30 protein-coding genes and 1 tRNA gene are annotated in these 25,102 nt (G+C 51.3%); 13 read left to right on the forward strand and 18 right to left on the reverse strand.

Features of this window, described 5'->3' with window-relative positions; all coding sequences use genetic code 11:
* Positions 1 to 225: 225 nt before the first annotated feature.
* The 6 genes from AACU19_RS18040 to rlmE form a co-directional block, all read right to left on the reverse strand.
* Positions 226 to 312, reverse strand: a tRNA-Leu gene (locus AACU19_RS18040).
* Between the two features lie 14 nt (positions 313 to 326).
* Positions 327 to 659 carry a preprotein translocase subunit SecG gene (gene secG / locus AACU19_RS18045; protein ID WP_001295556.1) on the reverse strand — a complete coding sequence of 111 codons (333 nt, stop codon included), beginning with the start codon at positions 657 to 659 and terminating at the stop codon, positions 327 to 329.
* A 227-nt stretch (positions 660 to 886) separates the two neighbouring features.
* On the reverse strand, positions 887 to 2,224 hold the full coding sequence (glmM, locus tag AACU19_RS18050) for a phosphoglucosamine mutase (RefSeq protein WP_000071137.1): 1,338 nt from the start codon (positions 2,222 to 2,224) through the stop codon (positions 887 to 889).
* The gene (gene folP, locus AACU19_RS18055) at positions 2,217 to 3,065 is read right to left on the reverse strand and encodes a dihydropteroate synthase (RefSeq protein WP_000764731.1); all 849 of its coding nucleotides are present in this window, start codon (positions 3,063 to 3,065) and stop codon (positions 2,217 to 2,219) included. The genes glmM and folP overlap by 8 nt, the downstream gene beginning before the upstream one ends.
* Before the next feature lie 89 nt (positions 3,066 to 3,154).
* Positions 3,155 to 5,089 carry an ATP-dependent zinc metalloprotease FtsH gene (ftsH, locus tag AACU19_RS18060; protein ID WP_001107467.1) on the reverse strand — a complete coding sequence of 645 codons (1,935 nt, stop codon included), beginning with the start codon at positions 5,087 to 5,089 and terminating at the stop codon, positions 3,155 to 3,157.
* A 99-nt stretch (positions 5,090 to 5,188) separates the two neighbouring features.
* A complete protein-coding gene (rlmE, locus tag AACU19_RS18065) occupies positions 5,189 to 5,818 on the reverse strand; it encodes a 23S rRNA (uridine(2552)-2'-O)-methyltransferase RlmE (RefSeq protein ID WP_000145975.1) in 630 nt (209 codons plus the stop codon).
* Positions 5,819 to 5,943: 125 nt separating this feature from the next.
* Between rlmE and yhbY the strand changes: the two genes are divergently transcribed.
* Complete coding sequence (gene yhbY / locus AACU19_RS18070; RefSeq protein WP_001054420.1) at positions 5,944 to 6,237, forward strand: ribosome assembly RNA-binding protein YhbY; 294 nt, start codon at positions 5,944 to 5,946, stop codon at positions 6,235 to 6,237.
* 155 nt (positions 6,238 to 6,392) lie between these two features.
* Here the strand turns inward: yhbY and greA are convergent, their stop codons facing one another.
* Entirely contained in the window at positions 6,393 to 6,869 is a 477-nt protein-coding gene (greA, locus tag AACU19_RS18075) for a transcription elongation factor GreA (protein ID WP_001148001.1), read from the reverse strand.
* 247 nt (positions 6,870 to 7,116) lie between these two features.
* Between greA and dacB the strand changes: the two genes are divergently transcribed.
* Positions 7,117 to 8,550: a serine-type D-Ala-D-Ala carboxypeptidase gene (gene dacB / locus AACU19_RS18080; protein WP_001212632.1), complete on the forward strand. Its 1,434-nt coding sequence runs from the start codon at positions 7,117 to 7,119 to the stop codon at positions 8,548 to 8,550.
* Positions 8,551 to 8,590: 40 nt separating this feature from the next.
* Here dacB and cgtA read toward each other — a convergent pair whose 3' ends face one another.
* The 4 genes from cgtA to rplU all read right to left on the reverse strand — a co-directional run bounded on the left by cgtA (position 8,591) and on the right by rplU (position 11,460).
* Positions 8,591 to 9,763 (reverse strand): Obg family GTPase CgtA, encoded by a 1,173-nt coding sequence (gene cgtA, locus AACU19_RS18085; protein ID WP_000673561.1) that lies wholly within the window; start codon positions 9,761 to 9,763, stop codon positions 8,591 to 8,593.
* A 15-nt stretch (positions 9,764 to 9,778) separates the two neighbouring features.
* On the reverse strand, positions 9,779 to 10,744 hold the full coding sequence (locus AACU19_RS18090; protein ID WP_000813040.1) for a DMT family transporter: 966 nt from the start codon (positions 10,742 to 10,744) through the stop codon (positions 9,779 to 9,781).
* A 126-nt stretch (positions 10,745 to 10,870) separates the two neighbouring features.
* Positions 10,871 to 11,128: a 50S ribosomal protein L27 gene (rpmA, locus tag AACU19_RS18095; RefSeq protein ID WP_000940595.1), complete on the reverse strand. Its 258-nt coding sequence runs from the start codon at positions 11,126 to 11,128 to the stop codon at positions 10,871 to 10,873.
* Positions 11,129 to 11,148: 20 nt separating this feature from the next.
* Positions 11,149 to 11,460 carry a 50S ribosomal protein L21 gene (gene rplU / locus AACU19_RS18100; protein ID WP_000271401.1) on the reverse strand — a complete coding sequence of 104 codons (312 nt, stop codon included), beginning with the start codon at positions 11,458 to 11,460 and terminating at the stop codon, positions 11,149 to 11,151.
* 258 nt (positions 11,461 to 11,718) lie between these two features.
* Here rplU and ispB point away from each other — a divergent pair, with 258 nt between their 5' ends.
* Entirely contained in the window at positions 11,719 to 12,690 is a 972-nt protein-coding gene (gene ispB, locus AACU19_RS18105; protein WP_001047336.1) for an octaprenyl diphosphate synthase, read from the forward strand.
* Positions 12,691 to 12,918: 228 nt separating this feature from the next.
* Positions 12,919 to 13,197, forward strand: a complete 279-nt coding sequence (gene sfsB, locus AACU19_RS18110; RefSeq protein WP_000445413.1) for a DNA-binding transcriptional regulator SfsB — start codon at positions 12,919 to 12,921, stop codon at positions 13,195 to 13,197.
* Positions 13,198 to 13,244: 47 nt separating this feature from the next.
* Here the strand turns inward: sfsB and murA are convergent, their stop codons facing one another.
* The 7 genes from murA to mlaF all read right to left on the reverse strand — a co-directional run bounded on the left by murA (position 13,245) and on the right by mlaF (position 18,075).
* Entirely contained in the window at positions 13,245 to 14,504 is a 1,260-nt protein-coding gene (murA, locus tag AACU19_RS18115; protein ID WP_000357278.1) for a UDP-N-acetylglucosamine 1-carboxyvinyltransferase, read from the reverse strand.
* Positions 14,505 to 14,558: 54 nt separating this feature from the next.
* Positions 14,559 to 14,813: a BolA family iron metabolism protein IbaG gene (gene ibaG, locus AACU19_RS18120; RefSeq protein ID WP_000429656.1), complete on the reverse strand. Its 255-nt coding sequence runs from the start codon at positions 14,811 to 14,813 to the stop codon at positions 14,559 to 14,561.
* Between the two features lie 159 nt (positions 14,814 to 14,972).
* Positions 14,973 to 15,266, reverse strand: a complete 294-nt coding sequence (gene mlaB / locus AACU19_RS18125; RefSeq protein WP_000004488.1) for a lipid asymmetry maintenance protein MlaB — start codon at positions 15,264 to 15,266, stop codon at positions 14,973 to 14,975.
* A complete protein-coding gene (mlaC, locus tag AACU19_RS18130) occupies positions 15,266 to 15,901 on the reverse strand; it encodes a phospholipid-binding protein MlaC (protein ID WP_000476484.1) in 636 nt (211 codons plus the stop codon). Before mlaC ends, mlaB begins: the two co-directional genes overlap by 1 nt.
* Before the next feature lie 18 nt (positions 15,902 to 15,919).
* Complete coding sequence (gene mlaD, locus AACU19_RS18135; RefSeq protein ID WP_001296448.1) at positions 15,920 to 16,471, reverse strand: outer membrane lipid asymmetry maintenance protein MlaD; 552 nt, start codon at positions 16,469 to 16,471, stop codon at positions 15,920 to 15,922.
* 4 nt (positions 16,472 to 16,475) lie between these two features.
* The gene (gene mlaE / locus AACU19_RS18140) at positions 16,476 to 17,258 is read right to left on the reverse strand and encodes a lipid asymmetry maintenance ABC transporter permease subunit MlaE (protein WP_000925795.1); all 783 of its coding nucleotides are present in this window, start codon (positions 17,256 to 17,258) and stop codon (positions 16,476 to 16,478) included.
* Positions 17,259 to 17,265: 7 nt separating this feature from the next.
* A complete protein-coding gene (gene mlaF, locus AACU19_RS18145) occupies positions 17,266 to 18,075 on the reverse strand; it encodes a phospholipid ABC transporter ATP-binding protein MlaF (RefSeq protein ID WP_000438245.1) in 810 nt (269 codons plus the stop codon).
* Between the two features lie 209 nt (positions 18,076 to 18,284).
* Between mlaF and AACU19_RS18150 the strand changes: the two genes are divergently transcribed.
* The 9 genes from AACU19_RS18150 to ptsN all read left to right on the forward strand — a co-directional run bounded on the left by AACU19_RS18150 (position 18,285) and on the right by ptsN (position 25,079).
* Entirely contained in the window at positions 18,285 to 19,262 is a 978-nt protein-coding gene (locus tag AACU19_RS18150; RefSeq protein ID WP_032185194.1) for a calcium/sodium antiporter, read from the forward strand.
* 13 nt (positions 19,263 to 19,275) lie between these two features.
* Positions 19,276 to 20,262, forward strand: a complete 987-nt coding sequence (gene kdsD, locus AACU19_RS18155; RefSeq protein ID WP_001295557.1) for an arabinose-5-phosphate isomerase KdsD — start codon at positions 19,276 to 19,278, stop codon at positions 20,260 to 20,262.
* 20 nt (positions 20,263 to 20,282) lie between these two features.
* Positions 20,283 to 20,849: a 3-deoxy-manno-octulosonate-8-phosphatase KdsC gene (kdsC, locus tag AACU19_RS18160; RefSeq protein WP_000030014.1), complete on the forward strand. Its 567-nt coding sequence runs from the start codon at positions 20,283 to 20,285 to the stop codon at positions 20,847 to 20,849.
* Complete coding sequence (gene lptC, locus AACU19_RS18165) at positions 20,846 to 21,421, forward strand: LPS export ABC transporter periplasmic protein LptC (protein WP_032303841.1); 576 nt, start codon at positions 20,846 to 20,848, stop codon at positions 21,419 to 21,421. Before kdsC ends, lptC begins: the two co-directional genes overlap by 4 nt.
* A complete protein-coding gene (gene lptA, locus AACU19_RS18170; protein ID WP_032303842.1) occupies positions 21,390 to 21,947 on the forward strand; it encodes a lipopolysaccharide ABC transporter substrate-binding protein LptA in 558 nt (185 codons plus the stop codon). The genes lptC and lptA overlap by 32 nt, the downstream gene beginning before the upstream one ends.
* Positions 21,948 to 21,953: 6 nt before the next feature.
* Positions 21,954 to 22,679, forward strand: a complete 726-nt coding sequence (gene lptB, locus AACU19_RS18175) for an LPS export ABC transporter ATP-binding protein (protein ID WP_000224099.1) — start codon at positions 21,954 to 21,956, stop codon at positions 22,677 to 22,679.
* A gap of 47 nt (positions 22,680 to 22,726) precedes the next feature.
* On the forward strand, positions 22,727 to 24,160 hold the full coding sequence (gene rpoN / locus AACU19_RS18180) for an RNA polymerase factor sigma-54 (RefSeq protein ID WP_000809051.1): 1,434 nt from the start codon (positions 22,727 to 22,729) through the stop codon (positions 24,158 to 24,160).
* 22 nt (positions 24,161 to 24,182) lie between these two features.
* Positions 24,183 to 24,470, forward strand: a complete 288-nt coding sequence (gene hpf, locus AACU19_RS18185) for a ribosome hibernation promoting factor (RefSeq protein ID WP_001176599.1) — start codon at positions 24,183 to 24,185, stop codon at positions 24,468 to 24,470.
* A 117-nt stretch (positions 24,471 to 24,587) separates the two neighbouring features.
* Entirely contained in the window at positions 24,588 to 25,079 is a 492-nt protein-coding gene (gene ptsN, locus AACU19_RS18190; protein ID WP_000183679.1) for a PTS IIA-like nitrogen regulatory protein PtsN, read from the forward strand.
* The last annotated feature ends 23 nt before the right edge of the window (positions 25,080 to 25,102 follow it).

A 25,102-nucleotide genomic window follows, 5' to 3' on the forward strand; every position in this document is an offset into this window, starting at 1 on the left:
AGAAGTAAACATATCCGTATTCGTACCGGAACTGGAGTTGACACAATAAAGTGCCAATTATGTCAGCAGTAGGGAAAAGTTTATAACTAAGGCGTACCGGCACCATCGTTTCAAAGTACCAGCTACGAGTAAAGCAACTGGACGAGATACAGATACCTGACAACCATTCCTCAGACCAGGACCAAAACGAAAAAAGACGCTTTTCAGCGTCTCTTTTCTGGAATTTGGTACCGAGGACGGGACTTGAACCCGTAAGCCCTATTGGGCACTACCACCTCAAGGTAGCGTGTCTACCAATTCCACCACCTCGGCACGGATACTACTTTTTAGTTCGGGATATCGCTGGTCGGCTTAGCCGGAGCAGCTGGCTGAGTTTGTTCGGTTTTGGCCGGTGCACTCAGGTTTTCCCATTCACTACCTTTATTGGTTTTGTTGCTATTGATGTTACCCAGCACCAGACTGATGATGAAGAATAACGTTGCCAGCAGCGCCGTCATGCGGGTCATGAAGTTACCAGAACCACTTGAACCAAACAGCGTAGCGGAAGCGCCTGCTCCGAAGGAGGCTCCCATATCAGCGCCTTTACCTTGCTGCAGCATGATCAGACCAACAAGGCCAATTGCCACAATAAGGAAAACTACTAAAAGAGCTTCGTACATAATCAACCTGTTCCTTGCGGAGTTGCCGCGTACCAATGCTTCAACCAATAAAGCGGGAATTTCTAATCTTTCCCACTGAAGCGGGTGTGAATACTAACCAAAGCGAATGACCTTCGCAAGGGCAATTTTATCGCATTGTATCAACTGCGGAAAAAAACAGCAAAACCGATATGTTCACCGAGAAAAAAGACGACAATCGCCGCCTTTTTAGCCAGTTATCTAACGCGTTAAACGGCTTTTACTGCATCGGCGATGCGGTGTGCAAATTCAGTCACCTGCGCTTCGTCTTCGCCTTCCACCATCACACGAATTAACGGTTCGGTGCCGGATTTACGCAACAGCACACGTCCACGGCTACCCAGCGCCGCTTCAACTTCTGCGGTTACAGCTTTGACTGATTCATGCTCCAGCGGATCGCCACTACCTGCGGTGTAACGCACGTTAACCAGAATCTGCGGGAACATTTTCATACCACTGCAAAGGTCGTGCAGGCTCATATGGTTACGCGCCATCGCCGCCAGCACCTGCAAACCAGCAACGATGCCGTCACCGGTTGTGGTTTTATCCAGCAGGATCACATGACCAGAGTTCTCTGCACCGATACGCCAGCCTTTCTCCTGCATTTTTTCCAGTACGTAGCGATCGCCCACTTTCGCACGAGCAAACGGAATTCCTAGCTGTTTCAGGGCGAGTTCCAGCCCCATGTTGCTCATCAATGTACCCACCGCGCCACCACGCAGTTGGCCCTGACGAAGACCTTCACGCGCGATGATATACATAATCTGGTCGCCATCGACTTTATTGCCTTCATGGTCAACCATAATCACGCGGTCGCCGTCACCGTCAAAGGCGATACCAAGATCTGCTTTTTCAGCCAGTACGCGCGCCTGTAACGCACGAACATCAGTCGCCCCCACTTCGGCATTGATGTTTACGCCGTTCGGCTCACAACCGATAGCGATAACGTTCGCCCCCAGTTCACGCAGTACGTTCGGCGCGATGTGATAAGTCGCGCCATTTGCGCAATCCACCACAATTTTCAGTTCACTGAGGCTAAGTTCGTTCGGGAACGTGGCTTTGCAAAACTCGATATAGCGACCCGCAGCATCAACGATACGGCTGGCTTTACCCAGTTCTGCCGAATCAACACAGCTGATCTCTTTTTCCATTTCCGCTTCGATGGCTTCTTCAACTGCATCCGGCAGCTTAGTACCGTCAATAGAAAAGAATTTAATGCCGTTATCGTAGAATGGGTTATGCGATGCAGAAATTACAATCCCGGCCTCTGCGCGGAAGGTACGCGTCAGATAAGCCACGGCAGGTGTAGGCATCGGGCCTGTAAAGAGTGCGGAAAGGCCCGCAGCCGCCAGACCCGCTTCCAGTGCTGACTCCAGCATATAGCCAGAAATACGCGTGTCTTTACCAATAATGATCTTACGCGAGCCGTGGCGCGCCAGCACTTTACCGGCGGCCCAACCCAACTTAAGTACAAAATCAGGGGTGATCGGCGCATCCCCTACACGACCACGAATCCCATCGGTACCGAAATATTTACGATTACTCATAGCGTTTGTTTTCCTTTGCAGACAGAGTGGCTTCCACCACCCGCATCGCTTCTACGGTTTCTTTGACGTCATGAACACGAATGATGTGCGCACCTTGCATTGCGGCAATGACCGCACAGGCCAAACTACCGCTCAGGCGCTCGGACGGCCCCACGTTCAGCAATTGCCCAATCATCGATTTTCGTGACATACCCACCAACAGCGGCAGGTTGAAATGGTGAAATTCAGCCAGGCGCGCCAGTAATGAATAGTTATGGGAGAGATTTTTACCGAAACCGAATCCGGGGTCGAGCAACAATTTCTCTTTTGCGATACCCGCCTGCTCACAACGAGCTATCTGCTCAATAAAGTAGCGATTCACTTCCGCAAAGACATCGTCATACTTCGGGGCTTCCTGCATGGTTTTTGGATTTCCCTGCATATGCATCAGGCAAACTGGCAAACCGGTTTCTGCAGCAGCTTCCAGAGCGCCAGGTTCGGAAAGGGAGCGAATATCGTTAATAATGTGAGCACCAACTTTCGCTGACTCACGTATGACTTCTGGTTTGGAAGTATCTACCGAGATCCAGACTTCGAAGCGTTGAGCAATTGCCTCAACCACAGGAATAACACGCTGCAACTCTTCTTCAACGCTAACTTCCGCCGCCCCTGGGCGCGTGGACTCGCCACCAACGTCAATGATCGTCGCACCAGCGTTAATCATCAGATTCGCATGTTTCACCGCATCTATCAGCGAGTTATGCGTGCCGCCATCCGAAAAGGAATCAGGCGTAACGTTGAGGATCCCCATTACGTGAGGATGGCTAAGGTCCAGTGAAGTGCCCTGGGCAAAGAGTTTCATGATGTTATCCCTGGTATGAATTGATAAGAAAAAACCCCGGAGCACGCCCCGGGGTTTTCGGTACAAATACAGTCATCTAATGCGGGAACTTACTTGTCGCCTAACTGCTCTGACATGGTGTTACCCGGGTTCGGCGTACGCGGTTCATCAACCGGACGCGGAGCCTTTGGACTACCATTGTCGCCAGAATTGTTAGAAGCGCCTGGTTCTTCCCAGCCCGCTGGCGGACGTACATCGCGACGTGCCATCAGGTCATCAATCTGCGGTGCGTCGATAGTCTCATATTTCATGAGAGCATCTTTCATCGCATGCAGAATATCCATATTGTCGGTCAGAAGCTGACGCGCACGATTATAGTTACGCTCGATCAGTGCTTTCACTTCCTGGTCGATGATACGTGCCGTTTCATCGGACATATGTTTCGCTTTCGCTACGCTACGACCGAGGAACACTTCACCTTCTTCTTCCGCATACAGCAGCGGACCGAGTTTCTCAGAGAAGCCCCACTGGGTAACCATGTTACGAGCCAGGTTGGTCGCAACTTTAATATCGTTGGACGCCCCGGTAGAAACATGTTCTGGCCCGTAGATGATCTCTTCTGCCAGACGACCGCCGTACAGTGTAGAAATCTGGCTTTCCAGTTTCTGACGGCTGGCGCTGATTGCGTCGCCCTCAGGCAAAAAGAAGGTCACACCCAGCGCACGACCGCGCGGGATAATCGTTACTTTGTGCACCGGATCGTGTTCCGGCACCAGGCGACCGATAATCGCGTGACCTGCTTCGTGGTAAGCAGTCGATTCTTTCTGCGCTTCCGTCATCACCATGGAGCGACGTTCCGCACCCATCATGATTTTGTCTTTCGCTTTCTCGAACTCAACCATCGACACAACACGTTTGTTGCCACGAGCAGCGAACAGTGCCGCTTCGTTCACCAGGTTCGCCAGGTCAGCACCGGAGAAACCAGGAGTACCACGGGCAATGATTGCCGCGTCGATATCGGGTGCCAATGGTACGCGACGCATGTGAACTTTCAGAATCTGCTCACGACCGCGAACATCTGGCAAGCCAACCACAACCTGACGGTCGAAACGGCCAGGACGCAGCAGCGCCGGGTCGAGAACGTCCGGACGGTTAGTCGCAGCGATAACGATGATACCTTCGTTACCTTCGAAGCCATCCATCTCAACCAGCATCTGGTTCAGAGTCTGTTCACGTTCATCGTGACCACCGCCCAGACCTGCGCCACGCTGGCGGCCTACGGCGTCGATTTCATCGATAAAGATGATGCACGGAGCCGCTTTCTTCGCCTGTTCGAACATGTCACGAACACGGGATGCACCCACACCGACGAACATTTCTACGAAGTCAGAACCGGAGATAGTAAAGAACGGAACTTTCGCTTCGCCTGCAATCGCTTTCGCCAGCAGCGTTTTACCGGTACCCGGAGGACCGACCATCAGGACGCCTTTCGGGATCTTACCGCCGAGTTTCTGGAAGCGGCTCGGCTCGCGCAGATACTCAACCAGTTCAGCAACTTCTTCTTTTGCTTCGTCGCAGCCCGCAACGTCAGCAAAGGTCGTTTTGATCTGATCTTCCGTCAGCATGCGCGCTTTGCTCTTACCGAACGACATGGCACCTTTGCCACCGCCGCCCTGCATTTGACGCATGAAGAAGATCCAGACACCAATCAGCAACAGCATCGGGAACCAGGAGATGAAGATAGAAGCCAGCAGGCTTGGTTCTTCAGGCGGTTCACCGACAACCTTGACGTTCTTGGTCAACAGGTTATCCAGTAATTTCGGATCCTGAACCGGAATGTAAGTGGTATAACGGTTACTATCTTTCTTGGTAACGTTGATTTCACGTCCGTTGATACGCGCTTCACGAACCTGGTCGTTATTGACCTCTTGTAGGAAGGTAGAGTAATCCACCTTACGGCCATTAGACTCGCTGGGCCCAAAGCTCTGGAATACTGACATCAGCACAACGGCAATGACCAGCCAGAGTATTAGGTTTTTCGCCATGTCACTCAAGGGATTAACCTCTTATTACAACTGTGTTAAAAACAGCGTCAGGATACTCTATATCCAGCATCTTTCAAACTTTCGTCTGAAATCTCCCGGTTAGGGTTTACGCCCGGTCGCTACAATATACACTTCCCGCGAACGTGCACGAGAAGAGTCCGGCTTACGAACTTTGACCTTCGTAAACAGGGAGCGAATTTCCCTTAGATACTCATCGAAACCTTCGCCCTGGAACACCTTCACTACAAAACTGCCACCTGGCGCTAATACATCACGACACATTTCTAACGCCAGTTCCACCAGATACATGGCACGGGGGATATCCACCGCCGGTGTTCCGCTCATGTTTGGTGCCATATCGGACATGACAACCTGGACTTTGCTGTCGCCAACGCGCTCCAGCAGTGCTTTCATCACCAGTTCATCACGAAAATCGCCCTGAAGAAAGTCCACACCAACGATAGGATCCATAGGTAAAAGATCGCAAGCGATGATGCGGCCTTTGCCGCCAATTTGGGTGACCACATATTGTGACCAACCACCCGGAGCAGCACCAAGGTCGACAACCGTCATTCCCGGTTTAAAGAGTTTGTCACTTTGCTGTATTTCATCAAGTTTAAACCAGGCACGGGAACGTAACCCCTTTTTCTGTGCCTGTTGAACATATTTATCGCTAAAGTGTTCCTGAAGCCAGCGGCTGGAGCTGGCAGAACGCTTCTTACCTGTCATTTAACTTTCCCATGGGGATAACTCATCGTAACCAATTGCGTAAATTTTTACGCGCCTATTTGGTGATATATGGGAGATGGCGGTAGAATGACCCGTTTTCAATCCCAACGTAAGCAAAAAATACGATGAATCTGAGTACTAAACAAAAACAGCACCTGAAAGGTCTGGCACATCCGCTCAAGCCAGTTGTTCTGCTTGGCAGTAATGGTTTGACCGAAGGGGTGCTGGCCGAGATTGAACAAGCGTTAGAGCACCATGAACTCATCAAGGTGAAAATCGCCACCGAAGATCGCGAAACTAAAACCTTGATCGTGGAAGCTATCGTGCGCGAAACCGGCGCCTGTAATGTACAGGTCATCGGTAAAACGCTGGTGCTTTATCGCCCAACTAAAGAACGTAAAATCTCGCTGCCGCGCTAAGATTATCCTAAAGTTACACACATTTGCTGTGTAAAACGAGGGGTTTTCCGCAGGCAGGAGAGCAAAATGCCACGCTCTGTTCGTTGATAAAAGGCCGCATAGCGGCCTTTTTCCTTTCTTTACAATACATCAACATCTTGAGTATTGGGTAATTCTTACAGGTATTCCACCTTAATTACTTCAAATTCTACTTCGCCACCCGGCGTTTTGATGACCACAACATCATCTTCTTCTTTGCCGATCAGGCCACGGGCAATAGGCGAGTTTACAGAAATCAGGTTCTGTTTAAAGTCAGCTTCGTCATCGCCAACGATGCGATAAGTCTGCTCTTCGTCAGAATCCAGATTCAACACCGTTACGGTAGCACCAAAAATAACGCGCCCATTGTTAGGCATTTTGGTGACATCAATCACCTGGGCGTTTGACAGTTTGGCTTCAATATCTTTGATACGACCTTCGCAGAAACCCTGCTGTTCACGAGCTGCGTGGTATTCGGCGTTTTCTTTCAGGTCGCCATGCTCGCGCGCTTCCGCGATAGCAGCAATAATTTCAGGACGGCGCACAGATTTCAGAAAATCCAGCTCTTCGCGTAATTTTTCAGCGCCGCGTAAGGTCATCGGAATAGCTTGCATTTGTTATACCTCTTGAATATTCCTGATGGGGCGAGTCTCCACCCACCCCAGCTGTTCGGCCTGCCCGGCATAACTCCTCACCGGGACCAGAAGCAAAAAAATACCGACCCGGGTACAAGTCCCAGGTCAGCTGCAATTCACATTTTGATAGTCATTTTACCCTGAAGTTCCCGCAGGGTCATCGTTTACTTTATAGGGCGTTGCGCCGTAGTATGACGGCTCGATTCCAGGTTGTTAGCGCGAGATTATGCGATTTTCCAGATTTATCATCGGATTGACCAGCTGTATAGCGTTCAGTGTTCAGGCCGCGAATGTTGATGAGTACATTACTCAACTCCCCGCTGGTGCCAACCTTGCCCTGATGGTGCAAAAAGTCGGCGCATCGGCCCCCGCTATTGATTACCACAGTCAGCAGATGGCGCTGCCCGCCAGTACGCAGAAAGTGATTACTGCGCTGGCGGCGTTGATTCAACTCGGCCCCGATTTTCGTTTTACCACTACGCTTGAAACCAAAGGCAATGTGGAAAACGGCGTACTCAAGGGTGACTTAGTGGCGCGATTTGGTGCCGATCCGACGTTAAAACGTCAGGATATTCGCAATATGGTCACGACTTTGAAAAAATCTGGCGTCAACCAAATTGATGGTAATGTGTTGATAGACACCTCCATTTTTGCCAGCCACGATAAAGCCCCCGGCTGGCCGTGGAATGACATGACACAATGCTTTAGCGCTCCGCCTGCCGCCGCCATAGTTGACCGCAACTGTTTCTCCGTCTCGCTCTACAGTGCCCAAAAACCCGGTGATATGGCCTTTATACGCGTGGCATCTTATTACCCTGTTACGATGTTCAGCCAGGTACGCACCCTCCCCCGTGGTTCTGCCGAAGCGCAATATTGCGAGCTGGATGTGGTGCCAGGCGACCTGAACCGCTTTACGCTGACCGGATGCCTGCCACAACGTTCTGAGCCGCTCCCGTTGGCTTTTGCCATACAGGATGGAGCCAGCTATGCCGGTGCAATTCTGAAAGATGAGTTAAAACAGGCAGGTATCACCTGGAGCGGAACACTGCTGCGCCAGACTCAGGTTAATGAACCCGGAACGGTAGTTGCCAGTAAACAGTCGGCCCCGTTGCACGATCTGCTTAAGATTATGCTGAAAAAGTCAGACAACATGATTGCCGATACGGTTTTCCGCATGATAGGCCATGCGCGCTTCAATGTGCCCGGAACATGGCGGGCCGGATCGGATGCCGTACGTCAGATCCTGCGTCAGCAAGCTGGTATCGATATTGGTAACACGATTATTGCCGATGGTTCAGGGCTTTCGCGGCATAACCTGATTGCACCTGCCACCATGATGCAGGTGCTGCAATACATTGCCCAACATGACAATGAACTTAACTTTATCTCTATGCTGCCGCTGGCAGGCTATGACGGCTCTTTGCAGTACCGTGCGGGCCTGCATCAGGCTGGCGTGGACGGAAAGGTCTCAGCAAAAACCGGCTCTTTGCAGGGGGTATATAACCTGGCGGGATTCATTACCACAGCGAGCGGGCAACGAATGGCGTTTGTACAATATCTTTCTGGCTATGCGGTAGAACCCGCGGATCAGCGTAATCGCCGCATTCCGTTAGTGCGTTTTGAAAGCCGTTTGTATAAAGATATTTATCAGAATAATTAGTCTAAAGAGAAACCCCGGCACATGGCCGGGGTTTAGCTGATTAACGCTTGTAAATGAACTCAACGCCTTCTTCGTCGTCTTCGTCCCAGTCGTCATCCCAGTCTTCATCATCCTCTTCAGCAATCTCTTCAAGCTGCTGACGGTGATAATCATCCCACATGAATTCGACTTTCTCTGGCTGTTTCGCTTCTTCGGCCTGCACAACTGGGTTTTCAATGATAAAAGTCATCACATCCCAGCAGAGATCTTTCACGCCCAGTCCGCTCGCCGCAGAGATCAGATAATATTTATCTTCCCAGCCCAGCGCCTCCGCGATCGCTTTGGCTTTCTCTTCAGCTTCTGCCTTATCCAGCAGGTCGATCTTGTTGAAGACTAACCAACGTGGTTTTGCCGCCAAATCCTGGCTGTATTTTTCCAGCTCGCTGATAATAATACGCGCGTTTTCAACCGGATCGGTACCGTCAATCGGATCGATATCGATGAGGTGCAACAAGACGCGGCAACGTTCCAGGTGTTTCAGGAAGCGAATGCCCAGACCTGCGCCTTCCGCAGCGCCTTCAATCAGTCCTGGAATATCGGCAACAACGAAGCTCTTTTCGTTATCCATACGAACCACACCCAGGCTCGGTACCAGAGTGGTAAACGGATAATCCGCCACTTTCGGTTTAGCCGCCGAGACCGCGCGGATAAAGGTCGATTTACCCGCATTCGGCATTCCCAGCATACCGACGTCAGCCAGCAGCATCAGCTCCAGCAGCAGCTCGCGCTTATCGCCCGGCGTACCGTTGGTTTTCTGCCGTGGCGTACGGTTAACGGACGATTTGAAGCGGGTATTGCCCAGACCGTGCCAGCCGCCCTTGGCAACCAGCAGACGCTGACCGTGTTTGGTCATATCGCCCATGGTTTCACCGGTACCCTGATCGATAACACGCGTACCTACCGGCACTTTAATCGTGACGTCTTTACCGCGCTTACCGGTACAATCGCGGCTTGCGCCGTTCTGACCGCGTTCTGCACGGAAAGATTTTTCAAAACGATAATCGATCAGCGTGTTCAGGTTCTCGTCGGCTTCCATCCAGACGTCACCACCGTCACCGCCGTCGCCGCCATCCGGGCCGCCTTTCGGAATATATTTTTCGCGGCGGAAACTCACGCAACCATTACCGCCATCACCTGCAACGACCAGAATCGATGCTTCATCAACAAACTTCATTTTATTCTCCGTAAATCATTCGCCTGCGCGGGGTTGCGATACCACCGTTGTATGCTTACGTAATCCGCCCCAAATACGATGACCAATGGCGGAATACATCGCGCCCGCAACCACGACAAACGCACCGAGATAACCTAAAAGGTTTAACATCGGTCTGGCGAAGAAATCGGGCCAGGCCAGTGATAAAAGATCTGAAAAAAACAGCGTAAACAGTGGGGTGAGCGTGATGATCGCGCTCACCTGCGCTGCCTGCCAGCGAGCCATCGCTTCCGCCAGGGCGCCATATCCTACCAATGTATTCAGTCCGCAAAAAATTAAACATGCGAGCTGCCAGTGGCTAAGCTGCGCTATCACTCCAGGATTTGCCAGAGGGAAGAGCGCAATTGTACATAAAGTGTACAGCAAAAACAGGATCTGCGGTGAGGCCAGCCGACGCAATAAAACCTTCTGCGCTACGCCATAACTCACCCAAACCGTCGCCGCACCGACCCCAAAGATAACTCCCCAGGTGTAATCGGTGAGCTTTGTAAATATCTCAACCAGACTGGTGTTAAAAAACATCACCAGGCCGCTCAGGAGCATCAATGCCCCCACTACCTGGGTGCTGCGCATTTTCTCTTTCAGGATAAATACGCTGGCAACCATCATGCCAACTGGCGAGAGTTGCCCAATCACCTGCGAAGCGGTCGGACTCAGGTATTGCAAGGATGAGCTGAACAGGATGAAGTTCCCAAACAGCCCGGCGGTCGCCACTGCCAACAAAATCAACCAGCGTGGCTTACGAAACACGCGTAATGGCGGCAACCTCTTCTTCACCGCAAGAATGGCACCAAGGCCAATACTCGCCATCAAGAAACGGTAAAACACGATTGTCGGAGGTTCCATCACCTCCAGCACCTGCTTCATTGCAATTGGCAACGCCCCCCAGCAAATTGCTGTGGTGAGCGCCAAAAGAATGCCAATGCCTGCCTGCTGCTTCATACCGTATTCCCTACAAAACGCATTTGCGAGTTAACGCCGCACGATGCGAATTTTTACCGGTTATCGAATGTAAAAAGCCCCGCAACGTGTTGCGGGGCTTTCATCCGTTACCGGGACGCGAAAAACTTATTCAGCTTCGATGCTGATAAATTTACGGTTTTTCGGGCCTTTAACTTCGAATTTCACTTTACCGTCTGCTTTAGCAAACAGAGTGTGGTCACGACCGCAACCTACGTTAGCGCCTGCGTGGAATTTGGTACCACGTTGACGAACGATGATGCTACCCGCCAGAACGGATTCGCCACCGAAACGCTTAACGCCCAGGCGTTTAGCTTCTGAATCGCGACCGTTACGTGTGGAGCCGCCAGCCTTTTTATGTGCCATTTGAAATCTCTCCTCAGGTCTTAGGCGCTGATGCCAGTAATTTTCACATCAGTGAACCACTGACGATGGCCCTGCTGCTTACGATAGTGTTTACGACGACGAAACTTAACGATTTTAACTTTCTCGCCACGACCGTGAGCAACAACTTCAGCTTTGATTACGCCGCCATCAACGAAAGGAACGCCGATTTTGACTTCTTCACCGTTTGCGATCATCAGCACTTCAGCGAACTCAACAGTTTCGCCAGTTGCGATGTCCAGCTTTTCCAGGCGAACGGTCTGACCTTCGCTTACTCGGTGTTGTTTACCACCACTTTGGAAAACCGCGTACATATAAAACTCCGCTTCCGCGCACACCTTTTCAATGATTCAGAGTGCGCTATAAATATTCACAATAGGGCGCGAATATTACGCAAAACGCACGCCTTTGACAAGTGCTACAGTCAATACACGAAGAAAAAAAACACAACTTGTACGGTAACGTTTATCTGTGCCATTTTTTCAGTACAATCACCCTATATTCCTAACCATAAACCCTAAGTTGCCTTTGTTCACAGTAAGGTAATCGGGGCGAAAAGCCCGGCTTTTGCGATGAATTTAGAAAAAATCAATGAGTTAACCGCGCAAGATATGGCGGGTGTTAATGCGGCAATCCTTGAGCAGCTTAATTCCGACGTCCAACTGATCAATCAGTTAGGCTATTACATCGTCAGCGGCGGCGGTAAACGTATTCGTCCGATGATTGCTGTACTGGCTGCACGAGCTGTTGGCTATGAGGGAAATGCGCATGTCACCATTGCAGCCCTGATCGAATTTATCCACACGGCGACTCTGCTACACGACGACGTAGTGGATGAATCAGATATGCGCAGGGGTAAAGCTACCGCCAACGCTGCGTTTGGCAATGCTGCCAGTGTGCTGGTAGGCGATTTTATTTATACCCGCGCGTTCCAGATGATGACCAGCCTCGGTTCGCTCAAAGTGCTGGAAGTCATGTCAGAAGCCGTAAACGTCATCGCAGAAGGTGAAGTTCTGCAACTGATGAACGTTAACGATCCGGACATCACCGAAGAAAACTACATGCGCGTTATCTATAGCAAAACCGCGCGTCTGTTTGAGGCTGCCGCGCAGTGTTCCGGGATTCTGGCTGGCTGTACGCCGGAGGAGGAGAAAGGCCTGCAGGATTATGGGCGTTATCTCGGCACCGCTTTCCAGTTGATCGACGATTTACTCGATTACAATGCCGATGGCGAACAGTTAGGTAAAAACGTCGGCGACGATCTGAACGAAGGTAAACCGACGCTGCCGCTGCTGCATGCAATGCATCATGGCACACCAGAACAGGCACAGATGATTCGTACCGCCATCGAACAGGGTAACGGTCGTCATCTTCTGGAACCGGTTCTGGAAGCAATGAACGCTTGTGGCTCTCTTGAATGGACGCGTCAGCGTGCCGAGGAAGAAGCAGACAAAGCCATCGCAGCGTTACAGGTGCTCCCGGACACCCCGTGGCGAGAAGCACTCATCGGCCTCGCGCACATCGCTGTTCAACGCGATCGTTAATCCCCTCCCCCTCATCCCGCGCAGTGCGCGGGATGATTCCAATAAGTTCCATAAAAACACTTATTCAGCGTAATAACGCCTGAAAAACCAGTGTATGTATCTTTATATATTCTGAATATTCACACTCTTTACAGGAACTTTTTAGAGCAATAGGCCATCGGGAGTATAGTGATGCTCGACAGAAGAAGTGTTCTGAATGAAAGCGACTAACTTAAGGAGTGAGGAAAGATGGAAAGTAATTTCATTGACTGGCATCCCGCTGACATCATTGCGGGTTTACGCAAGAAAGGAACGTCAATGGCGGCGGAATCTCGTAGAAATGGTTTGAGTTCCTCAACGCTGGCGAACGCATTATCGCGCCCATGGCCGAAAGGAGAGATGATTATTGCGAAAGCCCTGGGAACTGACCCCTGGGTTATCTGGCCATCACGCTACCATGATCCGCAGACCCATGAGTTTATCGACAGAACGCAGTTGATGCGTAGCTACACTAAACCGAAAAAATGAGTGGTCTGGCGGTAGCCCCGCGAACGGGGCTGCCAGCTCTCGGACGATTACTCGCCTTTCACACGCTCAATATTTGCACCTAAAGCGCGCAGTTTGTCTTCAATACGTTCGTAGCCACGATCGATGTGATAAATACGATCAACCACCGTTGTCCCTTCCGCAATACAACCAGCCAGCACCAGGCTTGCTGAAGCACGTAGATCGGTTGCCATAACCTGTGCGCCAGAAAGTTTTTCCACACCGTGACAAATAACGGTATTACTTTCAATTTCGGCATGCGCGCCCATACGACTCAGCTCTGGTACGTGCATAAAGCGGTTTTCAAAGACCGTTTCGGTGATGAATCCGGTGCCTTCTGCCACCAGGTTCAGCAGTGTGAACTGGGCCTGCATATCGGTCGGGAATGCCGGATGCGGCGCGGTACGTACGTTAACAGCTTTCGGCCGTTTGCCATGCATATCCAGGCTAATCCAGTCTTCGCCGACTTCAATGTCCGCTCCAGCGTCACGCAATTTCGCCAGCACAGCGTCAAGAGTATCTGGCTGTGCGTTACGGCAGATAATTTTGCCGCGAGAGATCGCCGCAGCCACAAGGAAAGTACCGGTTTCGATACGATCCGGCAGCACGCGATAGACACCGCCGCCTAAACGTTCCACACCTTCGATGATGATACGATCGGTGCCCTGACCGCTAATTTTCGCACCCAGCGTAATCAGGAAGTTCGCGGTATCGACGATTTCCGGTTCACGCGCTGCGTTTTCAATAATCGTGGTGCCTTCCGCCAGGGTTGCAGCACACATGATGGTCACCGTTGCGCCAACGCTGACTTTATCCATCACGATATGTGCGCCTTTCAGACGACCGTCGACGGAAGCTTTAACGTAACCTTCTTCCAGTTTGATGGTCGCGCCTAATTGTTCGAGGCCAGAAATGTGTAGATCAACCGGACGCGCACCGATCGTACAACCGCCAGGCAGTGAAACTTGCCCCTGCCCAAAGCGCGCTACCAGCGGCCCCAGTGCCCAGATAGAGGCACGCATGGTTTTAACCAGATCGTAAGGTGCGCAGAATACATTAACCTCGCGGGCATCAATATGCACAGAACCATTACGCTCTACTTTCGCACCCAGCTGGCTTAGCAGCTTCATTGATGTATCAACGTCTTTCAGTTTCGGGACGTTCTGGATCTCTACCGGTTCTTCCGCCAGTAGTGCGGCAAAAAGGATAGGCAGAGCAGCATTTTTAGCGCCGGAAATTGTGACTTCGCCCTGGAGCTTCGTTGGCCCCTGAACACGAAATTTATCCATTTAGTTTGTTCTCAGTTAACAATTCATATCCGCTACCGGCGAATCGCCCATAGCTCAAAAGCCGTTCAGTTTGCGATCGCGCGCCCACTCCGCAGGGGTATACGCTTTAATCGACACAGCATGTATGCGGTTATCCGCAATATATTCCATCAGCGGACCATAGACCGTCTGCTGTTTTTTAACCCGACTCATGCCGTCAAACAACTCACCCACGGCAATAACCTGAAAGTGGCTGCCATCGCCGGAAACGTGGACTTCCTGGAGGGAGAGAGCGTTCATCAACACGCTCTGAATTTCATTATTTTCCATGGGATCTTCAATCATCAGTTAATAAACCAGCGAAACATCTTAGAGCAAAGTTGCGCTGGCATAAATAAGCAAAAAGCCTCGCTGATAAATCAGACAAGGCTCAACTTGCAGGCAGGTTTGCCGGACAGGCGGTTAACGCCTTATCCGGCCTGAAAAAATTTAACGAGGCAGAACATCAGCAGGCAAATTATACAATTTCGCCAGGGTATACACTTTGTCGTTTACCCCCTGAAGCGTCACATTGTTGCCCTGCTTTTTCGCCAGATCGATAAGATGGAGCAGCAGCGCCAGTCCACCTGTATCAACGCGGGATACACGGCTAAGATCGATGCAGGTAATCCCCTTCACCGCCTCCTCACGCATTTCCCAAAGCGGTAGCAGAACGTCCTGATCCAGCTCTCCGGATAACGCCAGCGTGTCACCCGTCTGCATCCAGCTCAGTGACTCGCTCATTACTTTTTCTCTTCCAGAGTGATTTTCTGTTGAGAAATCGATTTCAGTTGCGCAGTCAGGCCGTCGATACCTTTGGTACGCAGCAGCGTCCCCCACTCATTTTGTTTGGTGGTGATCATGCTGACACCCTCTGCAATCATGTCGTAAGCCTGCCAGTTGCCCGTCTGGGAGTTTTTACGCCATTGGAAGTCCAGACGCACCGGCGGGCGGCCATTCGGGTCAATAATGGTCACGCGAATAGGCACAATGGTTTTATCACCCAGAGGCTGTTCTGGCGCGATCTGATAAGTCTGACCATGATACATCGCCAATGCCTGACCGTAAGCCTGCTTCAGATACTCACGGAAAGCGGCAAAGTAAGCATCACGCTGGGCGGGAGTCGCACTCTTGTAATACTGGCCCAGAACCAGAGCCCCGGCATATTTCACCTGTACATATGGCAGCAGTTCCTGATCAACAATGGTACGCAGATAATCCGGGTTAGCCCGAATTTGCGGTTGCTCATTCTTCAGGCGATCGAACGTTTTCTGCGCCGCCTCGTCCATCAGCTTATACGGATTGGTCTGGTCTGCCGCGGTTGCCGCACTCAGCGGTGCAATCACCAGCAAAGCGACCATCATTAAACGTTTAAACATGCGTCGGTTCTCCTGAAATTATTTCGTTGTACCCACAGGTTCAGTGGTTTCATTATTACCTGGCGCAGCAGCTGGCGCATCGCCACTATTCTTATTGTCATCGCCTTTACTACCGTAAAGGAACTGACCAATGAGATCTTCCAGCACCATCGCAGACTTAGTGTCCTGGATTGTATCGCCATCCTTCAGGATAGCAGTCCCCAGTTCCGGGTCTTCAAAACCGACGTTTAATGCCAGATATTGTTCCCCCAGCAGGCCGGAAGTACGGATGCTCAGCGAACTGGTATCAGGAATGTGGTTATAACGTTGTTCAATTTCCAGCGTTACGCGTGGCAGATAAGTTTTCGGGTCCAGCGTAATATCCGCCACCCGGCCCACAACAACGCCACCAATGCTGACCGGAGAGCGCGCTTTCAGGCCGCCAATGTTATCGAACGTCGCATAAAGCGTATAGGTCGGTTCAGTACGTATGGACGTCACGTTTGCCGCCTTCAGGCAAACAAACAGCGCCGCCAGCAGTGCTGCTAATAAAAAGATACCCACCCAAATTTCATTTTTTTTCGTTTGCATGAACTCAATTCCCAAACATCAATGCGGTCAGCACAAAATCCAGCCCCAGAACAGCCAGAGACGAGTGGACAACGGTGCGAGTGGTTGCCCGGCTAATCCCGGCAGACGTCGGGATGGCGTCGTAGCCGTTAAACAACGAAATCCACGTCACCGTGATGGCGAACACCACGCTCTTAATCAGACAGTTGACCAGATCCATACGCCAGTCGACGGCATTTTGCATTGCCGACCAGAAGAACCCGCTATCAATGCCTTTCCAACTGACGCCGACCAGAGATCCGCCCCAGATCCCCACGGCGACGAAGATAACCGTCAACAGTGGTAATGAAATAACCCCAGCCCAGAAACGGGGAGAAATAACCCGACGCAACGGATCCACCGCCATCATCTCCATACTGGAGAGTTGCTCTGTAGCGCGCATCAGGCCGATTTCTGCGGTTAGCGCCGAACCAGCACGCCCGGCAAACAACAACGCGGCAACCACCGGCCCCAGTTCACGCAGTAGCGATAACGCCACCAGCATACCCAGACTGGTTTCCGCACTATAAGTGGTCAGAACCAGATAACCTTGCAGCCCCAACACCATTCCGATGAACACGCCAGAAACCACAATAATCAGCATCGACAGGACGCCGACATTATAGAGCTGGCGCACCAGCAGCGGCGCATGTTTGCGAAATTCCGGTTTGCCGACCAGCGCATTGAATAACATTAACCCGGCCCGCCCGAACGTTCTCAGGGTTTTAATCCCTTTATGTCCGAGCGACGCCAGCGCATTTAACAGCATGAGTGGCTTAACTCCCTGGTAAAAGATCAGCGTGATAATCGCCGGCAGGATAGCGGAACGGAACAGGCCCGTCAGCTATCCCGTCCAGAAACTGACGTACGCGCGGATCAGGATTCGCCTGCAACGCCTGGGCGCTGCCATGAGCGACAATTTTTTTGTCCGCCAGGATCCAGGCGTGATCCGCAATACTTAACACTTCCGGCACATCGTGAGAAACCACCACACAAGTCACGCCCAGCGCGCTGTTCAGCTCAGAAATCAGCTTCACCAGTACGCCCATGGTGATGGGATCTTGCCCAACAAAGGGTTCATCAAACATGATGAGATCCGGCTCCAGCGCAATTGCTCGCGCCAGCGCTGCACGCCGCGCCATCCCTCCGGAAAGTTCAGAAGGCATCAGTTTAGCCGCTCCGCGCAGCCCCACGGCCTCCAGCTTCATCATCACTGTGCTATGCAATAAAGGTGCGGGAAGTTGGGTATGTTCGCGCAGTGGATAGGCAACGTTGTCAAATACGTTCATATCAGTGAACAACGCCCCGGACTGAAATAACATGCTCATCCGTTTGCGCACTGTATACAGGCGCGAACGAGACATCGCCGGAATATTCTCACCATCGAAAAGGATCTCACCATGATCTGGTGCGATTTGCCCGCCAATCAGACGGAGTAGCGTCGTTTTACCGATGCCCGATGGTCCCATGATCGCCGTGATCTTCCCTCGCGGCACGGTCAGGGAAATATTATCGAAGATGCAGCGATTGCCACGCGTAAAACTGACATCGCGCATATCGACTAAATTCGCCACAGACTGCTCCATAATTCACCCTTCGTCTTGCGTTGATTTTCTAAGCATGGCGCTCAATTTAACCTTGAACCCAACATATTTACAGAATATTACTCGCCGTGGTTAGCGAAAGCTGGCATTTGTTTTACTTTTTAGCCGCATAAAGTCAAAATTAAGAATCCGTTACGGCTTTCTGAAAATCTTCAGCGGACCGGCGAGTATACCTGAAGAAAGGACGTTAGATGCTTTTAGCTACGGCACTGTTAATTGTTGGTTTACTTTTGGTCGTTTACAGTGCCGACCGCCTGGTATTTGCCGCGTCCATTCTTTGCCGATCCTTTGGCATACCGCCACTGATCATCGGCATGACGGTGGTCAGTATTGGCACATCGTTACCAGAAATCATCGTTTCGCTTGCCGCATCACTGCACGAACAACGCGATTTAGCCGTTGGTGTAGCCCTCGGATCAAACATTATCAATATTTTGCTGATCCTCGGTCTGGCTGCGCTGGTACGTCCTTTTACCGTCCATTCCGATGTTCTGCGCCGCGAATTACCCTTAATGTTGTTGGTCAGTGTGGTGGCCGGTTCCGTACTCTATGACGGACAACTTAGTCGCAGCGATGGTATCTTTCTCCTCTTTCTGGCTGTGCTATGGCTGCTGTTCATTGTTAAACTTGCACGTCTGGCTGAACGTCAGGGGACTGACAGCCTGACCAGAGAGCAGCTTGCAGAGCTGCCGCGTGAAGGCGGATTGCCCGTCGCGTTTTTATGGCTCGGCATTGCGCTGATCATCATGCCAGTGGCCACGCGGATGGTGGTTGATAACGCCACGGTGCTGGCGAATTACTTTGCCATCAGCGAGTTGACGATGGGTCTGACGGCAATCGCTATCGGAACCAGTCTGCCAGAACTGGCAACCGCAATCGCGGGGGTTCGCAAAGGTGAAAACGACATTGCTGTCGGGAATATCATTGGCGCAAACATTTTTAATATTGTCATCGTGTTGGGTTTACCCGCGCTGATAACGCCTGGAGAGATTGATCCACTGGCGTACAGTCGTGACTACAGCGTGATGTTGCTGGTGAGCATTATTTTTGCGTTGCTGTGCTGGCGGCGCTCCCCGCAACCGGGCCGTGGTGTAGGGGTATTATTAACTGGCGGATTTATCGTATGGCTGGCGATGTTGTACTGGTTATCGCCAATACTCGTTGAATAACTGGAAACGCATTATGTCGCACGTAGAGTTACAACCGGGTTTTGACTTTCAGCAAGCAGGTAAAGAAGTCCTGGCGATTGAACGTGAATGCCTGGCGGAGCTTGATCAATACATCAATCAGAATTTCACGCTTGCCTGTGAAAAGATGTTCTGGTGTAAAGGGAAAGTTGTCGTCATGGGGATGGGGAAATCGGGGCATATTGGGCGCAAAATGGCGGCAACGTTTGCCAGCACTGGTACACCTTCATTTTTCGTCCATCCAGGTGAAGCTGCTCATGGTGATTTGGGTATGGTCACCCCGCAGGACGTGGTGATTGCTATCTCTAACTCCGGTGAATCCAGCGAAATCACGGCCTTAATTCCAGTGCTTAAGCGTCTTCACGTGCCGTTAATCTGCATCACCGGTCGCCCGGAGAGCAGCATGGCGCGCGCCGCAGATGTGCATCTGTGTGTTAAAGTAGCGAAAGAAGCCTGTCCGTTAGGGCTGGCACCGACCAGCAGCACGACCGCCACGCTGGTTATGGGCGATGCGCTCGCTGTCGCGCTGTTAAAAGCACGCGGCTTTACTGCTGAAGATTTTGCGCTCTCACACCCCGGCGGCGCACTGGGTCGTAAACTTCTGCTGCGCGTAAACGATATTATGCATACGGGCGATGAGATCCCGCATGTTAAGAAAACGGCCAGCCTGCGCGACGCGTTGCTGGAAGTTACCCGCAAAAATCTTGGTATGACGGTCATTTGCGATGACAATATGATGATTGAAGGCATCTTTACCGACGGTGATTTACGCCGTGTCTTCGATATGGGTGTGGATGTTCGTCAGTTAAGTATTGCCGATGTGATGACGCCGGGGGGAATACGTGTACGCCCTGGCATTCTGGCCGTTGAGGCACTGAACTTAATGCAGTCCCGCCATATCACCTCCGTGATGGTTGCCGATGGCGACCATTTACTCGGTGTGTTACATATGCATGATTTACTGCGTGCAGGCGTAGTGTAAAGATTCAAGGATAAACAACAATGAGCAAAGCAGGTGCGTCGCTTGCGACCTGTTACGGCCCTGTCAGCGCCGACGTTATGGCAAAAGCAGAGAACATTCGTCTGCTGATCCTCGACGTTGATGGCGTACTGTCAGATGGCCTGATTTATATGGGCAATAATGGCGAAGAGCTGAAAGCGTTCAACGTTCGTGACGGTTATGGCATTCGTTGTGCGCTCACCTCTGATATTGAAGTCGCTATCATTACCGGGCGAAAGGCTAAACTGGTAGAAGATCGTTGTGCCACATTGGGGATCACTCACTTGTATCAGGGGCAGTCAAACAAACTGATCGCCTTTAGCGATCTGCTGGAAAAACTGGCAATTGCCCCGGAAAATGTGGCTTATGTCGGCGATGATCTCATTGACTGGCCGGTAATGGAAAAAGTGGGTTTAAGCATCGCCGTGGCCGATGCGCATCCACTGTTGCTCCCGCGCGCCGATTACGTGACGCGCATTGCTGGCGGTCGTGGCGCAGTGCGAGAAGTTTGCGACTTATTACTCCTGGCGCAGGGCAAACTGGATGAAGCCAAAGGGCAATCGATATGAGTAAAGCCAGACGTTGGGTTATCATTGTGCTATCACTGGCGGTTCTGGTGATGATCGGCATTAATATGGCCGAAAAAGACGATACCGCCCAGGTGGTCATCAACAATAATGATCCCACCTATAAAAGCGAGCATACGGACACGCTCGTCTATAACCCAGAAGGGGCACTAAGCTATCGATTGATTGCTCAACACGTTGAATATTATTCCGATCAGGCCGTTTCGTGGTTTACGCAGCCGGTACTTACCACGTTTGATAAGGATAAAATCCCGACATGGTCCGTAAAAGCAGATAAAGCCAAGCTGACCAATGACCGGATGCTCTATTTATATGGACACGTTGAAGTCAACGCACTCGTGCCGGACTCTCAACTTCGCAGAATCACGACGGATAACGCGCAGATCAATCTGGTGACGCAGGATGTTACCTCTGAAGACCTTGTCACGTTATACGGAACAACATTTAACTCCAGCGGTCTGAAAATGCGCGGCAACTTACGCAGCAAGAACGCCGAGCTGATTGAAAAGGTTAGAACATCCTATGAAATTCAAAACAAACAAACTCAGCCTTAATCTTGTGCTTGCCAGCTCACTTCTGGCCGCCACCATTCCGGCATTTGCCGTAACCGGAGACACTGATCAGCCGATCCACATTGAATCGGACCAGCAATCTCTTGATATGCAAGGCAACGTGGTTACCTTTACCGGTAATGTCATCGTCACCCAGGGCACCATCAAAATTAATGCCGACAAAGTGGTCGTTACCCGTCCGGGCGGCGAACAAGGTAAAGAAGTGATTGACGGCTACGGTAAACCGGCAACGTTCTACCAGATGCAGGACAACGGTAAACCCGTTGAAGGTCACGCTTCCCAGATGCACTACGAATTGGCAAAAGATTTTGTCGTTCTGACGGGTAATGCTTATCTGCAGCAGGTCGATAGCAACATTAAGGGTGATAAGATCACTTACCTGGTGAAAGAGCAGAAAATGCAGGCGTTCAGCGACAAAGGCAAGCGCGTAACCACCGTTCTGGTGCCGTCGCAGCTGCAGGACAAAAACAACAAAGGCCAGACCCCGGCACAGAAGAAGGGTAATTAATTCGTTATGGCAACATTAACTGCAAAGAACCTTGCAAAAGCCTATAAAGGCCGCCGCGTGGTAGAAGACGTTAGCCTGACCGTCAACTCCGGGGAAATTGTCGGTCTGCTGGGGCCAAACGGTGCCGGTAAGACCACCACTTTCTACATGGTTGTTGGCATTGTGCCGCGCGATGCGGGCAATATCATTATTGATGATGACGATATCAGTCTGCTGCCTCTGCATGCGCGCGCGCGCCGCGGTATCGGCTATCTGCCGCAGGAAGCCTCCATTTTTCGTCGCCTCAGCGTTTACGATAACCTGATGGCGGTACTGCAAATTCGTGACGACTTGTCTGCTGAACAACGTGAAGACCGCGCGAACGAGCTGATGGAAGAGTTTCACATCGAACACCTGCGTGACAGCATGGGGCAGTCACTCTCCGGGGGTGAACGTCGCCGTGTAGAAATTGCCCGTGCACTGGCTGCGAATCCGAAATTTATTCTGCTTGATGAACCGTTTGCCGGGGTTGACCCGATCTCGGTTATCGACATCAAACGCATCATTGAGCACTTGCGCGACAGCGGCCTGGGCGTGCTGATCACCGACCATAACGTGCGTGAAACGCTGGCGGTTTGTGAACGCGCTTATATCGTCAGTCAGGGGCATTTGATCGCCCACGGCACGCCTACAGAAATCTTACAAGACGAACATGTTAAGCGTGTATACCTTGGGGAAGACTTCAGACTCTGATAGGGTAGAAGTTTGCGACGTTTTATCAGGAGAGTACGATTCTGAACATGAAGCAAGGTTTGCAACTCAGGCTTAGCCAACAACTGGCGATGACGCCACAGCTCCAACAGGCTATTCGTCTGTTGCAGTTGTCGACGCTGGAACTTCAGCAGGAGCTACAGCAGGCGCTGGAGAGTAATCCGCTGCTTGAGCAAATCGACACTCATGAAGAAATCGACACCCGCGAAACGCAAGACAGTGAAACACTGGACACCGCCGACGCGCTCGAACAAAAAGAGATGCCGGAAGAGCTGCCGCTCGATGCCAGTTGGGACACCATTTACACCGCTGGTACACCCTCCGGCACCAGCGGTGACTACATTGACGACGAGCTGCCGGTCTATCAGGGCGAAACAACGCAGACCTTGCAAGATTACCTGATGTGGCAAGTCGAGCTGACACCGTTTTCCGACACTGACCGCGCTATTGCTACCTCTATCGTCGATGCCGTTGATGACACCGGTTATCTGACTGTTCCGCTGGAAGATATTCTCGAAAGTATGGGCGATGAAGAAATCGACATCGATGAAGTTGAAGCCGTCCTGAAGCGGATCCAACGGTTTGATCCGGTCGGCGTAGCGGCGAAAGATCTGCGTGACTGCCTGCTGATCCAACTCTCCCAATTCGATAAAACTACGCCGTGGCTGGAAGAGGCGAGACTGATCATTAGCGATCATCTCGATCTGTTAGCCAATCACGACTTCCGCACCTTAATGCGCGTCACGCGACTGAAAGAAGATGTGCTGAAAGAAGCCGTCAATCTGATCCAGTCGCTCGATCCACGCCCCGGACAGTCGATCCAGACTGGTGAACCGGAGTATGTTATTCCAGATGTACTGGTGCGTAAGCATAACGGTCACTGGACAGTAGAACTCAACAGCGACAGCATTCCGCGTCTGCAAATTAACCAACACTACGCTTCGATGTGCAATAACGCGCGCAACGACGGTGACAGCCAGTTTATCCGCAGCAATCTGCAGGATGCCAAATGGTTGATCAAGAGTCTGGAAAGCCGTAACGATACGCTACTACGCGTGAGTCGCTGTATCGTTGAACAGCAGCAAGCCTTCTTTGAGCAAGGCGAAGAATATATGAAACCGATGGTACTGGCCGATATCGCCCAGGCTGTCGAAATGCATGAATCGACGATATCTCGCGTGACCACGCAAAAATACCTGCATAGTCCACGAGGCATTTTTGAACTGAAGTATTTCTTTTCCAGTCACGTCAATACCGAGGGCGGCGGCGAAGCTTCCTCAACGGCAATTCGTGCGCTGGTGAAGAAATTAATCGCGGCGGAAAACCCAGCGAAACCGCTAAGCGACAGCAAGTTAACCTCTTTGCTGTCAGAACAAGGTATCATGGTGGCACGCCGCACTGTTGCGAAGTACCGAGAGTCTTTATCCATTCCGCCGTCAAACCAGCGTAAACAGCTCGTTTGACCCAACCGATAAGGAAGACACTATGCAGCTCAACATTACCGGAAATAACGTCGAGATCACCGAGGCACTGCGCGAATTTGTTACTGCTAAATTTGCCAAACTTGAGCAATATTTTGACCGAATCAACCAGGTCTATGTTGTTCTGAAAGTGGAGAAAGTCACCCATACCTCAGATGCAACACTGCATGTAAACGGTGGTGAAATTCATGCCAGCGCGGAAGGTCAGGACATGTACGCTGCCATTGATGGCTTAATTGATAAGCTGGCACGCCAGTTGACCAAACATAAAGATAAACTGAAACAACACTAATTGTCCGGGCAATTAGCATGTGCATGGCGGCCTGTTGTGCGGCACAACGGGCCATTTGTACAGTTAATGCTCCGAACCTGTTCCACCGTTTGAGTGAGCAGGTTCTTAGGTGAAATTATGACAAATAATGATACAACTCTACAGCTTAGCACTGTTCTTAACAGGGAATGTACGCGAAGCCGCGTCCACTGTCAGAGCAAAAAACGCGCCCTGGAAATCATCAGCGAGCTGGCGGCGAAACAACTTAGCCTGCCGCCTCAGGTGGTTTTTGAAGCTATCCTGACGCGGGAAAAAATGGGCAGTACCGGTATCGGCAATGGTATAGCCATTCCGCATGGCAAACTGGAAGAAGATACTCTGCGCGCCGTTGGCGTTTTCGTTCAGCTCGAAACGCCCATAGCTTTCGATGCCATTGACAACCAACCGGTAGATTTACTGTTTGCGTTGCTGGTTCCGGCTGACCAAACCAAAACGCACCTGCATACTCTGTCGCTGGTGGCGAAACGTCTGGCGGATAAAACCATCTGCCGCCGTTTACGCGCAGCCCAGAGCGATGAAGAGCTGTATCAAATCATTACGGATACCGAAGGTACTCCGGATGAAGCGTAGTTATTCGGTAATGTCTCTTTTAG

The organism is Escherichia sp. MOD1-EC4550 (assembly GCF_963876935.1).
Lineage (GTDB): Bacteria > Pseudomonadota > Gammaproteobacteria > Enterobacterales > Enterobacteriaceae > Escherichia > Escherichia coli_F.

What these genes read in the sequence shown, in the direction of transcription:
- secG (WP_001295556.1), bottom strand. Translation starts at nt 659, where the DNA reads ATGTACGAAGCTCTTTTAGTAGTTTTCCTTATTGTGGCAATTGGCCTT.
- glmM (WP_000071137.1), bottom strand. Translation starts at nt 2,224, where the DNA reads ATGAGTAATCGTAAATATTTCGGTACCGATGGGATTCGTGGTCGTGTA.
- folP (WP_000764731.1), bottom strand. Translation starts at nt 3,065, where the DNA reads ATGAAACTCTTTGCCCAGGGCACTTCACTGGACCTTAGCCATCCTCAC.
- ftsH (WP_001107467.1), bottom strand. Translation starts at nt 5,089, where the DNA reads ATGGCGAAAAACCTAATACTCTGGCTGGTCATTGCCGTTGTGCTGATG.
- rlmE (WP_000145975.1), bottom strand. Translation starts at nt 5,818, where the DNA reads ATGACAGGTAAGAAGCGTTCTGCCAGCTCCAGCCGCTGGCTTCAGGAA.
- yhbY (WP_001054420.1), top strand. Translation starts at nt 5,944, where the DNA reads ATGAATCTGAGTACTAAACAAAAACAGCACCTGAAAGGTCTGGCACAT.
- greA (WP_001148001.1), bottom strand. Translation starts at nt 6,869, where the DNA reads ATGCAAGCTATTCCGATGACCTTACGCGGCGCTGAAAAATTACGCGAA.
- dacB (WP_001212632.1), top strand. Translation starts at nt 7,117, where the DNA reads ATGCGATTTTCCAGATTTATCATCGGATTGACCAGCTGTATAGCGTTC.
- cgtA (WP_000673561.1), bottom strand. Translation starts at nt 9,763, where the DNA reads ATGAAGTTTGTTGATGAAGCATCGATTCTGGTCGTTGCAGGTGATGGC.
- AACU19_RS18090 (WP_000813040.1), bottom strand. Translation starts at nt 10,744, where the DNA reads ATGAAGCAGCAGGCAGGCATTGGCATTCTTTTGGCGCTCACCACAGCA.
- rpmA (WP_000940595.1), bottom strand. Translation starts at nt 11,128, where the DNA reads ATGGCACATAAAAAGGCTGGCGGCTCCACACGTAACGGTCGCGATTCA.
- rplU (WP_000271401.1), bottom strand. Translation starts at nt 11,460, where the DNA reads ATGTACGCGGTTTTCCAAAGTGGTGGTAAACAACACCGAGTAAGCGAA.
- ispB (WP_001047336.1), top strand. Translation starts at nt 11,719, where the DNA reads ATGAATTTAGAAAAAATCAATGAGTTAACCGCGCAAGATATGGCGGGT.
- sfsB (WP_000445413.1), top strand. Translation starts at nt 12,919, where the DNA reads ATGGAAAGTAATTTCATTGACTGGCATCCCGCTGACATCATTGCGGGT.
- murA (WP_000357278.1), bottom strand. Translation starts at nt 14,504, where the DNA reads ATGGATAAATTTCGTGTTCAGGGGCCAACGAAGCTCCAGGGCGAAGTC.
- ibaG (WP_000429656.1), bottom strand. Translation starts at nt 14,813, where the DNA reads ATGGAAAATAATGAAATTCAGAGCGTGTTGATGAACGCTCTCTCCCTC.
- mlaB (WP_000004488.1), bottom strand. Translation starts at nt 15,266, where the DNA reads ATGAGCGAGTCACTGAGCTGGATGCAGACGGGTGACACGCTGGCGTTA.
- mlaC (WP_000476484.1), bottom strand. Translation starts at nt 15,901, where the DNA reads ATGTTTAAACGTTTAATGATGGTCGCTTTGCTGGTGATTGCACCGCTG.
- mlaD (WP_001296448.1), bottom strand. Translation starts at nt 16,471, where the DNA reads ATGCAAACGAAAAAAAATGAAATTTGGGTGGGTATCTTTTTATTAGCA.
- mlaE (WP_000925795.1), bottom strand. Translation starts at nt 17,258, where the DNA reads ATGCTGTTAAATGCGCTGGCGTCGCTCGGACATAAAGGGATTAAAACC.
- mlaF (WP_000438245.1), bottom strand. Translation starts at nt 18,075, where the DNA reads ATGGAGCAGTCTGTGGCGAATTTAGTCGATATGCGCGATGTCAGTTTT.
- AACU19_RS18150 (WP_032185194.1), top strand. Translation starts at nt 18,285, where the DNA reads ATGCTTTTAGCTACGGCACTGTTAATTGTTGGTTTACTTTTGGTCGTT.
- kdsD (WP_001295557.1), top strand. Translation starts at nt 19,276, where the DNA reads ATGTCGCACGTAGAGTTACAACCGGGTTTTGACTTTCAGCAAGCAGGT.
- kdsC (WP_000030014.1), top strand. Translation starts at nt 20,283, where the DNA reads ATGAGCAAAGCAGGTGCGTCGCTTGCGACCTGTTACGGCCCTGTCAGC.
- lptC (WP_032303841.1), top strand. Translation starts at nt 20,846, where the DNA reads ATGAGTAAAGCCAGACGTTGGGTTATCATTGTGCTATCACTGGCGGTT.
- lptA (WP_032303842.1), top strand. Translation starts at nt 21,390, where the DNA reads ATGAAATTCAAAACAAACAAACTCAGCCTTAATCTTGTGCTTGCCAGC.
- lptB (WP_000224099.1), top strand. Translation starts at nt 21,954, where the DNA reads ATGGCAACATTAACTGCAAAGAACCTTGCAAAAGCCTATAAAGGCCGC.
- rpoN (WP_000809051.1), top strand. Translation starts at nt 22,727, where the DNA reads ATGAAGCAAGGTTTGCAACTCAGGCTTAGCCAACAACTGGCGATGACG.
- hpf (WP_001176599.1), top strand. Translation starts at nt 24,183, where the DNA reads ATGCAGCTCAACATTACCGGAAATAACGTCGAGATCACCGAGGCACTG.
- ptsN (WP_000183679.1), top strand. Translation starts at nt 24,588, where the DNA reads ATGACAAATAATGATACAACTCTACAGCTTAGCACTGTTCTTAACAGG.